The sequence below is a fragment of the Pectobacterium parmentieri genome (assembly GCF_001742145.1).
Taxonomy (GTDB): domain Bacteria; phylum Pseudomonadota; class Gammaproteobacteria; order Enterobacterales; family Enterobacteriaceae; genus Pectobacterium; species Pectobacterium parmentieri.
Window position 1 is genome coordinate 2,817,854 of sequence record NZ_CP015749.1, and the last position, 14,587, is coordinate 2,832,440.

The 14,587-nt window shown below is 61.2% G+C and carries 2 protein-coding genes; one reads left to right on the top strand and one right to left on the bottom strand.

The window, feature by feature from the left end; translation table 11 throughout:
• Positions 1–18: 18 nt before the first annotated feature.
• Positions 19–12,822: a retention module-containing protein gene (locus A8F97_RS12790; RefSeq protein ID WP_418303278.1), complete on the bottom strand. Its 12,804-nt coding sequence runs from the start codon at positions 12,820–12,822 to the stop codon at positions 19–21.
• A 384-nt stretch (positions 12,823–13,206) separates the two neighbouring features.
• On the opposite strand from A8F97_RS12790, the gene A8F97_RS12795 reads away from it, so the two are divergent.
• Positions 13,207–14,559: a TolC family outer membrane protein gene (locus A8F97_RS12795; protein WP_014698921.1), complete on the top strand. Its 1,353-nt coding sequence runs from the start codon at positions 13,207–13,209 to the stop codon at positions 14,557–14,559.
• Positions 14,560–14,587: the final 28 nt, after the last annotated feature.

Sequence of the window (14,587 nt, forward strand, 5' to 3'; positions counted from 1 at the left end):
CAGGCTCCGCCTTTTCCATCAATGGGGCTGTTCAGGTTTACTCACCAGACTTTCAAGCGACGGTAATGCACCGTTATAATGTTCCAACGTAATCGACACCGCAACCGTTCCGCCTTTATCTGCCGTAAAGTTCCCTGCCGTGCTCACTTCAATCACCGGAGAACCCTGGCTATCTGTGATGCGAATATAGCGACTGATATCGGTTCCTTGCTCTAACTCACCAATCAAATCACTTAGATCTATCCGGTCACCCTCTTTGGCATTAAAGTCTTTGATCACATCGTTGCCGATATCACCAGCCTGCCATTTAAAGGTATCCGCACCCGCACCACCGATAAGCGTATCCCCCCCTGCGCCGCCAATCAGGATGTCGTCTCCGCTACCGCCGTAGAGCAAGTCATTCCCTGCACCACCGTAGAGGGTATCATTGCCGCTCTGACCGAAAAGGATGTCATCCCCGTCACCGCCATTGAGTATGTCATTCCCTCCTTTGGCTGACGACAGATCAAACTCCGAGCTATGCGACGCAATATAGTTATGCATGTCCTTCGTGGTCGGCACACCCGTTTGCATACCTAACTGCTTGCCAATGTAGTTCTGCAAAGCAGTGATACCATTGCCATCGATATTCGGGAACGATACGACATCGCCGAACAGAACATCATCATTATACGTGCCGGACATCGTATCGCTACCTGCCGTACCGACACTCAATCCATACTGCTCAGCGCCTTCCGCCGAATAGCCCGTTGCCGTATCGTGGTTGCTAATTTCTGTCGATGTCGCCTGCGCGATGACATTCAATTTACCGTCATCACCTGGCACCTCAAGCGTAATCTTCCCAGCCAGAGTTTGGGCATTGTGCGCATTTTGAATCAGGTATGTACCATCATCACCCACGGTATACTTCACGTTGTTGATCTGGTCAGTCAGCACCGTACCCGTCGGGATCCCCGTCAGCCGAATCCCTGACAACATTTCACTACCGTCACGATCGGTCAATGCCGCTGAAACATCGAGCGTATAGATCTGTTTTCCCGCCTGACCGGGTACTTTGTCCACTGTCGCGCTATTTCCGGCGGTATATGTCGATCCATCGCTGTAGATCACACCTTCAAGCTGGTTGCTTACCTGCTTAATTAAAGCCCCCGAATGCCCCTTCCCGTCAGAATAAGTAACTTTCACGCCATCCATTGTGTTGAAGTTATTATTTCTATTATTCGTCGAATTTTCAGCCTTATAGGTAAAGCCCTCTTCTTTTTGGACAAAGATATAATCTTTACCTGGGTTACTCGACTGTGACTGACTATTCCCGTGGACAGAATCAAGCTGGTTATACTGTTTCTGTGCTTCAGTCCAATCAGACTGGCGGTAGAAATAACCGCTTTTGGAATGAACAACAAAAATGTCAGCATAGCTTGTCGATCCCCCAGGATTACCATTGCCATTATCTTTGCCGTAATACTTAATCTGTTCAGAAGGGTTAGCAGCAGTAGGCGCAGTGTCGCCCTCTGTCAACCAAACGCGCACGCCACTGCCGATCTTAACAATTTTTCCATCTTGTACATCAAACCCACCGGACTTCCCACTTCCTCCGTTCACCTTGATGATTTCCGCAGAACCCGGCGTCGTAGCACCGACGGTAGAGCTCAGGCTCACGACTGGCGCATCGGCTACTGGGGTAATGCCCACCGTCACCGTGCTGGTTGCCGTGCCGCCGTTGCCGTCCGCCACCGTGACCGTAAAGTGGTCGCTGCCGCTAAAGTTGGCAGCCGGCGTGTACGTGTATTTCCCAGTGGTGCTGTCCAGCGTCAGCGTGCCGTTCTGCGGCGGCGTACCCACCCCGTAACTCAGCGTGTCACCGTCCACATCGCTTGCCGTAATAGTGCCACTGACCGACGTATCTTCCTCGGTACGGATCGACTGGTCGGCGGTGACCGGTGCATGATTCAAATCGCTGATGGTCGCCTGCCCGGTATCACCGATCCCGGCCGGCAGCGGGGTGCCCGATGCCGTGGCGCCGGTCAGCGTGCCCACCAGTTCAAAGGTCTCGTTGCCTTCAAACACCCCATCGTCCACGGTCGGCACCGACACCACAATGCCGTCGGTAGTACCGGCCGCCACCGGTACGCTGTAACTGCCGTCCGTGTTCACCGTCACCGCCACCGGCTGCCCGGCTATCGTGACCGTCGGCGTGCCGATGTCGTCCGCATCGGTAGAGCCGTGGCGTACCGTGAAGGTCAGCGTGGTCGCCGCATCCACCGGCTTGCTCAGCGCAATCTCAAAGCGCGCCGGCTGACCTTCTGCCACGGTCCCTGCATCCCCCACCGTCAGCACCGGTACGTCCGCGCCCGGGTTCGGGGTTTGCGGATCGGTGCTATTCAAATCGCTGATGGTCGCCTGCCCGGTATCACCGATCCCGGCCGGCAGCGGGGTGCCCGATGCCGTGGCGCCGGTCAGCGTGCCCACCAGTTCAAAGGTCTCGTTGCCTTCAAATACCCCATCGTCCACGGTCGGCACCGACACCACAATCCCGTCGGTGGTGCCGGCCGCCACCGGTACGCTGTAACTGCCGTCCGCGTTGACCGTCACCGCCACCGGCTGCCCGGCTATCGTGACCGTCGGCGTGCCGATATCGTCCGCGTCGGTAGAGCCGTGGCGCAGCGTGAAGGTCAGCGTGGTCGCCGCATCCACCGGCTTGCTCAGCGCAATTTCAAAGCGGGCTGGCTGGCCTTCTGCCACCGTTCCCGCATCCCCCACCGTCAGCACCGGTACGTCCGCGCCGGCGCTCGGGTTGTCCGGCGTGCCACGGTTCAAATCGCTGATGGTCGCCTGCCCGGTGTCACCGATCCCGGCCGGCAGCGGGGTGCCCGACGCCGTGGTGCCGGTCAGCGTGCCCACCAGTTCAAAGGTCTCGTTGCCTTCAAATACTCCATCGTCCACGGTCGGCACCGACACCACAATGCCGTCGGTGGTGCCGGCCGCCACCGGTACGCTGTAACTGCCGTCCGCGTTCGCCGTCACCGCCACCGGCTGCCCGGCTATCGTGACCGTCGGCGTGCCGATATCGTTCGCGTCGGTAGAGCCGTGGCGCACCGTGAAGGTCAGCGTGGTCGCCGCATCCACCGGCTTGCTCAGCGCAATCTCAAAGCGCGCCGGCTGGCCTTCCGCCACGGTCCCTGCATCCCCGACCGTCAGCACCGGTACGTCCGCGCCCGGGTTCGGGGTTTGCGGATCGGTGCTATTCAAATCGCTGATGGTCGCCTGCCCGGTGTCGCCGATCCCGGCCGGCAGCGGGGTGCCCGATGCCGTGGTCCCGGTCAGCGTGCCCACCAGTTCAAAGGTCTCGTTGCCTTCAAATACCCCATCGTCCACGGTCGGCACCGACACCACAATCCCGTCGGTGGTGCCGGCCGCCACCGGCACGCTGTAACTGCCGTCCGCGTTCGCCGTCACCGCCACCGGCTGCCCGGCTATCGTGACCGTCGGCGTGCCGATGTCGTTCGCGTCGGTACTGCCGTGGCGTACCGTGAAGGTCAGCGTGGTCGCCGCATCCACCGGCTTGCTCAGCGCAACTTCAAAGCGCGCCGGCTGGCCTTCCGCCACCGTTCCCGCATCCCCGACCGTCAGCACCGGTACATCCGCGCCGGCACTCGGGTTGTCCGGCGTGCCACGGTTCAAATCGCTGATGGTCGCCTGCCCGGTATCGCCGATCCCGGCCGGCAGCGGGGTGCCCGATGCCGTGGCGCCGGTCAGCGTGCCCACCAGTTCAAACGTTTCGTTGCCTTCAAATACCCCATCGTCCACGGTCGGCACCGACACCACAATGCCGTCGGTGGTGCCGGCCGCCACCGGCACGCTGTAACTGCCGTCCGCGTTCACCGTCACCGCCACCGGCTGCCCGGCTATCGTGACCGTCGGCGTGCCGATGTCGTCCGCGTCGGTACTGCCGTGGCGCACCGTGAAGGTCAGCGTGGTCGCCGCATCCACCGGCTTGCTCAGCGCAATCTCAAAGCGCGCCGGCTGGCCTTCCGCCACCGTTCCCGCATCCCCCACCGTCAGCACCGGTACATCTGCGCCGGCACTCGGGTTGTCCGGCGTGCCACGGTTCAAATCGCTGATGGTCGCCTGCCCGGTGTCACCGATCCCGGCCGGCAGCGGGGTGCCCGATGCCGTGGCGCCGGTCAGCGTGCCCACCAGTTCAAACGTTTCGTTGCCTTCAAATACCCCATCGTCCACGGTCGGCACCGACACCACAATCCCGTCGGTGGTGCCGGCCGCCACCGGTACGCTGTAACTGCCGTCCGCGTTCACCGTCACCGCCACCGGCTGCCCGGCTATCGTGACCGTCGGCGTGCCGATGTCGTCCGCGTCGGTACTGCCGTGGCGCACCGTGAAGGTCAGCGTGGTCGCCGCATCCACCGGCTTGCTCAGCGCAATCTCAAAGCGCGCCGGCTGGCCTTCCGCCACCGTTCCCGCATCCCCGACCGTCAGCACCGGTACGTCCGCGCCCGGGTTCGGGGTTTGCGGATCGGTGCTATTCAAATCGCTGATGGTCGCCTGCCCGGTGTCGCCGATCCCGGCCGGCAGCGGGGTGCCCGATGCCGTGGTCCCGGTCAGCGTGCCCACCAGTTCAAAGGTCTCGTTGCCTTCAAATACCCCATCGTCCACGGTCGGCACCGACACCACAATGCCGTCAGTGGTGCCGGCCGCGACCGGTACGCTGTAACTGCCGTCCGCGTTCGCCGTCACCGCCACCGGCTGCCCGGCTATCGTGACCGTCGGCGTGCCGATATCGTTCGCGTCGGTAGAGCCGTGGCGCACCGTGAAGGTCAGCGTGGTCGCCGCATCCACCGGCTTGCTCAGCGCAATCTCAAAGCGCGCCGGCTGGCCTTCCGCCACGGTCCCTGCATCCCCGACCGTCAGCACCGGTACGTCCGCGCCCGGGTTCGGGGTTTGCGGATCGGTGCTATTCAAATCGCTGATGGTCGCCTGCCCGGTATCACCGATCCCGGCCGGCAGCGGGGTGCCCGACGCCGTGGTGCCGGTCAGCGTGCCCACCAGTTCAAACGTCTCGTTGCCTTCAAATACCCCATCGTCCACGGTCGGCACCGACACCATGATCCCGTCGGTGGTGCCGGCCGCCACCGGCACGCTGTAACTGCCGTCCGCGTTCGCCGTCACCGCCACCGGCTGCCCGGCTATCGTGACCGTCGGCGTGCCGATGTCGTCCGCGTCGGTAGAGCCGTGGCGCACCGTGAAGGTCAGCGTGGTTGCCGCATCCACCGGCTTACTCAGCGCAATCTCAAAGCGCGCCGGCTGGCCTTCCGCCACCGTTCCCGCATCCCCGACCGTCAGCACCGGTACGTCCGCGCCCGGGTTCGGGGTTTGCGGATCGGTGCTATTCAAATCGCTGATGGTCGCCTGCCCGGTATCACCGATCCCGGCCGGCAGCGGCGTGCCCGATGCCGTGGTCCCGGTCAGCGTGCCCACCAGTTCAAAGGTTTCGTTGCCTTCAAATACCCCATCGTCCACGGTCGGCACCGACACCACAATGCCGTCGGTGGTGCCGGCCGCCACCGGTACGCTGTAACTGCCGTCCGTGTTCACCGTCACCGCCACCGGCTGCCCGGCTATCGTGACCGTCGGCGTGCCGATGTCGTTCGCGTCGGTAGAGCCGTGGCGTACCGTGAAGGTCAGCGTGGTCGCCGCATCCACCGGCTTGCTCAGCGCAATCTCAAAGCGCGCCGGCTGGCCTTCTGCCACGGTTCCCGCATCCCCCACCGTCAGCACCGGTACGTCCGCGCCCGGGTTCGGGGTTTGCGGATCGGTGCTATTCAAATCGCTGATGGTCGCCTGCCCGGTATCACCGATCCCGGCCGGCAGCGGGGTGCCCGATGCCGTGGCGCCGGTCAGCGTGCCCACCAGTTCAAAGGTCTCGTTGCCTTCAAATACCCCATCGTCCACGGTCGGCACCGACACCACAATCCCGTCGGTAGTACCGGCCGCCACCGGTACGCTGTAACTGCCGTCCGCGTTCACCGTCACCGCCACCGGCTGCCCGGCTATCGTGACCGTCGGCGTGCCGATGTCGTTCGCGTCGGTAGAGCCGTGGCGTACCGTGAAGGTCAGCGTGGTCGCCGCATCCACCGGCTTGCTCAGCGCAATCTCAAAGCGCGCCGGCTGGCCTTCCGCCACGGTTCCTGCATCCCCCACCGTCAGCACCGGTACGTCCGCGCCCGGGTTCGGGGTTTGCGGATCGGTGCTATTCAAATCGCTGATGGTCGCCTGCCCGGTATCGCCGATCCCGGCCGGCAGCGGGGTGCCCGATGCCGTGGTCCCGGTCAGCGTGCCCACCAGTTCAAAGGTCTCGTTGCCTTCAAATACCCCATCGTCCACGGTCGGCACTGACACCACAATGCCGTCGGTGGTGCCGGCCGCCACCGGTACGCTGTAACTGCCGTCCGCGTTCGCCGTCACCGCCACCGGCTGCCCGGCTATCGTGACCGTCGGCGTGCCGATATCGTCCGCGTCGGTAGAGCCGTGGCGCACCGTGAAGGTCAGCGTGGTCGCCGCATCCACCGGCTTGCTCAGCGCAATCTCAAAGCGCGCCGGCTGGCCTTCCGCCACGGTTCCTGCATCCCCCACCGTCAACACCGGTACGTCCGCGCCGGCACTCGGGTTGTCCGGCGTGCCACGGTTCAAATCGCTGATGGTCGCCTGCCCGGTGTCACCGATCCCGGCCGGCAGCGGGGTGCCCGATGCCGTGGTCCCGGTCAGCGTGCCCACCAGTTCAAAGGTCTCGTTGCCTTCAAATACCCCATCGTCCACGGTCGGCACCGACACCACAATGCCGTCGGTGGTGCCGGCCGCCACCGGTACGCTGTAACTGCCGTCCGCGTTCACCGTCACCGCCACCGGCTGCCCGGCTATCGTGACCGTCGGCGTGCCGATGTCGTCCGCATCGGTAGAGCCGTGGCGCAGCGTGAAGGTCAGCGTGGTTGCCGCATCCACCGGCTTGCTCAGCGCAATCTCAAAGCGCGCCGGCTGGCCTTCCGCCACGGTTCCTGCATCCCCCACCGTCAACACCGGTACGTCCGCGCCCGGGTTCGGGGTTTGCGGATCGGTGCTATTCAAATCGCTGATGGTCGCCTGCCCGGTATCACCGATCCCGGCCGGCAGCGGGGTGCCCGACGCCGTGGCGCCGGTCAGCGTGCCCACCAGTTCAAAGGTCTCGTTGCCTTCAAATACCCCATCGTCCACGGTCGGCACCGACACCACAATCCCGTCAGTGGTGCCGGCCGCCACCGGTACGCTGTAACTGCCGTCCGCGTTCGCCGTCACCGCCACCGGCTGCCCGGCTATCGTGACCGTCGGCGTGCCGATGTCGTCCGCGTCGGTACTGCCGTGGCGCAGCGTGAAGGTCAGCGTGGTCGCTGCATCCACCGGCTTGCTCAGCGCAATCTCAAAGCGCGCCGGCTGGCCTTCCGCCACGGTTCCTGCATCCCCGACCGTCAGCACCGGTACGTCCGCGCCCGGGTTCGGGGTTTGCGGATCGGTGCTATTCAAATCGCTGATGGTCGCCTGCCCGGTGTCGCCGATCCCGGCCGGCAGCGGCGTGCCCGACGCCGTGGTCCCGGTCAGCGTGCCCACCAGTTCAAAGGTCTCGTTGCCTTCAAATACCCCATCGTCCACGGTCGGCACCGACACCACAATGCCGTCGGTGGTGCCGGCCGCCACCGGTACGCTGTAACTGCCGTCCGCGTTCACCGTCACCGCCACCGGCTGCCCGGCTATCGTGACCGTCGGCGTACCGATATCGTTCGCGTCGGTACTGCCGTGGCGCAGCGTGAAGGTCAGCGTGGTCGCCGCATCCACCGGCTTGCTCAGCGCAATCTCAAAGCGGGCTGGCTGGCCTTCCGCCACGGTTCCCGCATCCCCGACCGTCAGCACCGGTACATCCGCGCCGGCACTCGGGTTGTCCGGCGTGCCACGGTTCAAATCGCTGATGGTCGCCTGCCCGGTATCGCCGATCCCGGCCGGCAGCGGGGTGCCCGATGCCGTGGCGCCGGTCAGCGTGCCCACCAGTTCAAAGGTCTCGTTGCCTTCAAATACCCCATCGTCCACGGTCGGCACCGACACCACAATCCCGTCGGTGGTGCCGGCCGCCACCGGTACGCTGTAACTGCCGTCCGCGTTGACCGTCACCGCCACCGGCTGCCCGGCTATCGTGACCGTCGGCGTGCCGATGTCGTCCGCGTCGGTACTGCCGTGGCGTACCGTGAAGGTCAGCGTGGTCGCCGCATCCACCGGCTTGCTCAGCGCAATCTCAAAGCGCGCCGGCTGGCCTTCTGCCACGGTTCCCGCATCCCCCACCGTCAGCACCGGTACGTCCGCGCCCGGGTTCGGGGTTTGCGGATCGGTGCTATTCAAATCGCTGATGGTCGCCTGCCCGGTATCACCGATCCCGGCCGGCAGCGGGGTGCCCGATGCCGTGGCGCCGGTCAGCGTGCCCACCAGTTCAAAGGTCTCGTTGCCTTCAAATACCCCATCGTCCACGGTCGGCACCGACACCACAATCCCGTCGGTAGTACCGGCCGCCACCGGTACGCTGTAACTGCCGTCCGCGTTCACCGTCACCGCCACCGGCTGCCCGGCTATCGTGACCGTCGGCGTGCCGATGTCGTTCGCGTCGGTAGAGCCGTGGCGTACCGTGAAGGTCAGCGTGGTCGCCGCATCCACCGGCTTGCTCAGCGCAATCTCAAAGCGCGCCGGCTGGCCTTCCGCCACGGTTCCTGCATCCCCCACCGTCAGCACCGGTACGTCCGCGCCCGGGTTCGGGGTTTGCGGATCGGTGCTATTCAAATCGCTGATGGTCGCCTGCCCGGTATCGCCGATCCCGGCCGGCAGCGGGGTGCCCGATGCCGTGGTCCCGGTCAGCGTGCCCACCAGTTCAAAGGTCTCGTTGCCTTCAAATACCCCATCGTCCACGGTCGGCACTGACACCACAATGCCGTCGGTGGTGCCGGCCGCCACCGGTACGCTGTAACTGCCGTCCGCGTTCGCCGTCACCGCCACCGGCTGCCCGGCTATCGTGACCGTCGGCGTGCCGATGTCGTCCGCGTCGGTAGAGCCGTGGCGCACCGTGAAGGTCAGCGTGGTCGCCGCATCCACCGGCTTGCTCAGCGCAATCTCAAAGCGCGCCGGCTGGCCTTCCGCCACGGTTCCTGCATCCCCCACCGTCAACACCGGTACGTCCGCGCCGGCACTCGGGTTGTCCGGCGTGCCACGGTTCAAATCGCTGATGGTCGCCTGCCCGGTGTCGCCGATCCCGGCCGGCAGCGGGGTGCCCGATGCCGTGGTCCCGGTCAGCGTGCCCACCAGTTCAAAGGTCTCGTTGCCTTCAAATACCCCATCGTCCACGGTCGGCACTGACACCACAATGCCGTCGGTAGTACCGGCCGCCACCGGCACGCTGTAACTGCCGTCCGCGTTCGCCGTCACCGCCACCGGCTGCCCGGCTATCGTGACCGTCGGCGTGCCGATGTCGTCCGCGTCGGTAGAGCCGTGGCGCACCGTGAAGGTCAGCGTGGTCGCCGCATCCACCGGCTTGCTCAGCGCAATCTCAAAGCGCGCCGGCTGGCCTTCTGCCACGGTTCCCGCATCCCCCACCGTCAGCACCGGTACATCCGCGCCCGGGTTCGGGGTTTGCGGATCGGTGCTATTCAAATCGCTGATGGTCGCCTGCCCGGTATCACCGATCCCGGCCGGCAGCGGGGTGCCCGATGCCGTGGTCCCGGTCAGCGTGCCCACCAGTTCAAAGGTCTCGTTGCCTTCAAATACCCCATCGTCCACGGTCGGCACCGACACCACAATCCCGTCGGTGGTGCCGGCCGCCACCGGCACGCTGTAACTGCCGTCCGCGTTCGCCGTCACCGCCACCGGCTGCCCGGCTATCGTGACCGTCGGCGTGCCGATATCGTTCGCATCGGTAGAGCCGTGGCGCACCGTGAAGGTCAGCGTGGTCGCCGCATCCACCGGCTTGCTCAGCGCAATCTCAAAGCGCGCCGGCTGGCCTTCCGCCACGGTTCCCGCATCCCCGACCGTCAGCACCGGTACATCCGCGCCGGCACTCGGGTTGTCCGGCGTGCCACGGTTCAAATCGCTGATCGTCGCCTGCCCGGTGTCGCCGATCCCGGCCGGCAGCGGCGTGCCCGATGCCGTGGTCCCGGTCAGCGTGCCCACCAGTTCAAAGGTCTCGTTGCCTTCAAATACCCCATCGTCCACGGTCGGCACTGACACCACAATGCCGTCGGTAGTACCGGCCGCCACCGGCACGCTGTAACTGCCGTCCGCGTTCGCCGTCACCGCCACCGGCTGCCCGGCTATCGTGACCGTCGGCGTGCCGATGTCGTCCGCGTCGGTAGAGCCGTGGCGCACCGTGAAGGTCAGCGTGGTCGCCGCATCCACCGGCTTGCTCAGCGCAATCTCAAAGCGCGCCGGCTGGCCTTCTGCCACGGTTCCCGCATCCCCCACCGTCAGCACCGGTACATCCGCGCCCGGGTTCGGGGTTTGCGGATCGGTGCTATTCAAATCGCTGATGGTCGCCTGCCCGGTATCACCGATCCCGGCCGGCAGCGGCGTGCCCGATGCCGTGGTCCCGGTCAGCGTGCCCACCAGTTCAAAGGTCTCGTTGCCTTCAAATACCCCATCGTCCACGGTCGGCACCGACACCACAATCCCGTCGGTGGTGCCGGCCGCCACCGGCACGCTGTAACTGCCGTCCGCGTTCGCCGTCACCGCCACCGGCTGCCCGGCTATCGTGACCGTCGGCGTGCCGATGTCGTCCGCGTCGGTAGAGCCGTGGCGCACCGTGAAGGTCAGCGTGGTCGCCGCATCCACCGGCTTGCTCAGCGCAATCTCAAAGCGCGCCGGCTGGCCTTCTGCCACGGTTCCCGCATCCCCCACCGTCAGCACCGGTACATCCGCGCCCGGGTTCGGGGTTTGCGGATCGGTGCTATTCAAATCGCTGATCGTCGCCTGCCCGGTATCACCGATCCCGGCCGGCAGCGGGGTGCCCGATGCCGTGGTCCCGGTCAGCGTGCCCACCAGTTCAAAGATCTCGTTGCCTTCAAATACCCCATCGTCCACGGTCGGCACCGACACCACAATCCCGTCGGTGGTGCCGGCCGCCACCGGCACGCTGTAACTGCCGTCCGCGTTCGCCGTCACCGCCACCGGCTGCCCGGCTATCGTGACCGTCGGCGTGCCGATGTCGTCCGCGTCGGTAGAGCCGTGGCGCAGCGTGAAGGTCAGCGTGGTCGCCGCATCCACCGGCTTGCTCAGCGCAATCTCAAAGCGCGCCGGCTGGCCTTCTGCCACGGTTCCCGCATCCCCCACCGTCAGCACCGGTATATCGTTGTCTTGCACCGTGGTAACAATAGGATCGCCATTGACAAGATTTTCGTAATTGCCGCCGGTTGCTGTTTCAATCCCTACGGTTTGCGGAATATCCCCCTGTACCAGATTGTCATCGCCGCGTGCAGCATAGGTAACAGAGCCTTCGGTCTTACCAACAGGAATCGTGACAATTTCCCCATTAGTCAACCGAATGACCAGATCGCTACCTTGAGGCGGTAATTCGACCCTGGCAATAATCGTGATCTCTTCACCTTCAGTAACTGTGTCAGGGCCTTCCAATGTAATCTTGGTCCCGTCATTGTTGTCCACAACGGTGGTGCGGGTGGTGCTGGTCGTATCCAGCGCTTCGTAGTTGCCTCCAGAGGTGCCCACAATCGAGAACTCGACAGGTACACTCCCCTGCTGATAAGCATCGTCCGGGCGCGTAGCCACATCAACGGTGCCGCTGCTCTGACCAACCGGAATGGTAATGCTGACGTTATTCCCCATGTCAATCACCAACGGACTCCCCGTCACAGGGTTGTCCACCCTGGCCGTCACCGTGATAATCCCCCCTTCCGTCACCTCATTGGCCGAACTCAGGGTGATGGTGGTCGAGTCATTGTTATCCCCAACGACCGTCGTCGTCGTACTAGTGGTATCTAGGCTGGTATAACTTCCGCCTGAGGTAGAATCGATACCAATATTGACAAATTCATCCCCTTGACGATAAGCATCATCACCACGCGTATCTATCGTCACGGACGTGCCCGTTTCCCCAACTGGAATCGTAATCGTTGACCCATTTGTTAACGTTATGACAAGATCGCTACCAGTGACTGGGTTATTTACCGTTGCCGTAACGATAATTTTTCCGCCCTCAACAACCCGTCCGTCCGAACTCAATGTAATAGTGTCGTTATTTTCCAGAGAGGATGGCGTAACCAATAATGCTTGAGTATTAAAACCGTCTGTCTGATTGACATTATTTATTGCGAAATTGATCCCTTCGGTTGGGTAGCCGATTATTGGATCCACTATTTGTCCGGTCAAATCCAGTACGACCGCAGTGTGATTCCCACCGCCGTCACCCGCTTCGCCTGTGCTATCATTACCCGCAGCAGCGGCCTCTAGTACTTGCGTTGGGTCAGCGCCCTGAGCGATGGCATCTTGTATAGCTGCGATATCATTAGCGGTATCCGCATTTATCTGAGAGGACGCACTACTTACATCGCTCCAGCGGCTATCACGCCCCAGATCCAGTGTCTTGCCATCAGGCAATGTGATCGAAACCGCGCCGTTAGCACCGGTCACCACTTCTTCACCGCTGTAAACCCGATCGCCAGCAACGAGCAGCCTCTGGCTCCCATCAAGCGCAACGATAAAAACTTGCCCAATAACGAATTTAATAACACCAATCACACCGTTCAAAATATTTTCTCCTTGATATCTATAATTATTTTTTTGATATTGCGATATTGCAGCTATAGATCTTGGCTATCATCCTGATAAGGTTGATTTGCTGTGTGTCGTCCTGACATTTAAAAAAAATGCTACGATAGTGCTGCCGTTATGCGTCAAACACTTGACTCAATGAACGATATAATAAAAAATTCAGAATATTCTTTCCAGAACTTTACTCATTTAGGGTAACTATTATTTCACCTTTTACTGAGCCTTTCGGAAATGACTTTAACACAATGATATTAAAGGAATAAAAATAATAATTTTGTTAAATGTTCATATAACACTCAAACACTTTAATAGGAATAATCACAAATAAAGTTTTTGTGAAGGAAACTGCTGATGATACGTAGATACCGTTTTGCTTTATTACCTTTTATTACCTTTTTTTCCACAGCGACATATGCAGAGACGCTCCAGGAAGCAATAAAAAATACGCTCTATACACACCCTGAAGTAAACGCATCCATTAATAGCCGTTTTTCTGCCGAACATGATTTGCGTGCGGCAAAAGGCGGGTATCTTCCTTCCATCACGCTGAATGCAGGCGTTGGCCGCGAAGAAACCGATAGCCCATCAACACGTGCAAGCGCCAATAAACGCACGGAGCTCAGCCGCCAGGAATCAAGTATCGCTCTGAATCAGACGGTATTTGATGGTTTCGCCACTTCTAGTGAAGTTGGCAGACAGCGTGCCACGGTCAATTCACGCGCCTATAAAGTATTAAACACCAGTGAGGCAACGGCGTTAAATACCGTTCAGGTGTATATTAATGTGCTGCAACGTCAGGAATTCGTCCGTTTAGCAGAAGCTAACCTCGCAAGCCATGAGCGCATTTACGATCAAATAAGGCTGCGTAGTGAGCAAGGCGTAGGAAGACTGGCCGATCTGGATCAGGCGGAAGCGCGTCTGGCACAAGCACGCAACAATACATTGACAGAAAAAACCAATCTGGATGATGCCAAAATCAACTACATGAGCGTTGTGGGGAAAGTGCCTGAGAATTTGGTGATACCCGATACGTCCGCGATAAAAATCCCCTCCTCGTTGGAAGAAGCACAGCGCATCATGCTGGCAAATAGCCCGGCACTAAAATCCGCAGAATCGGATATTGAAGCCACTCAGCAGCAATATGAAACATCAAAATCAACCTTTTATCCACGCCTCAACGTTGAACTCTCTCGCACAATGAATAACAACATTGATGGGACGCGCGGCCAAAACAATGAGTGGCAAGCGATGCTGCGGATGCGTTATAACCTGTATGAGGGCGGTAGCAGCAAGGCCAATATGGAATCTAAAGCCTATCAGATAAAAGAAGCACAGGATGTCCGAAATAATGCCCTGCGCCTGCTGAATGAAGAGCTGAAGCTAGCTTGGTCAGCGCTAAACAACGCACGTCAGCAGGTTCCGATTGCCGCCGAATACGCTGACCGTAGTATGAAAGTACGTACTGCCTATCAGAAGCAATTTGGTCTGGGAGAAAGGACGCTATTGGACTTGCTGGATAGTGAAAACGAACTGTTCACCGCCCAGAGGCGTTTGGTCGAGGTTCGCTTTATCGCCCTTTATACCGAATACCGGATCACATCACGTATGGGAGAGTTATTGAATCGTTTAGCGATCCCAGCACCTGATGCGGGTACCAGCTTAACAAACGTGACAACCCACGCAGAGTTACCAAGCCTTAATTAATATATTTCATTAGTCAGCCAGCAATAAA

Excerpts from the sequence above, each read along its gene's own strand:
- A8F97_RS12795 (WP_014698921.1), top strand. The coding sequence starts at position 13,207 with ATGATACGTAGATACCGTTTTGCTTTATTACCTTTTATTACCTTTTTT.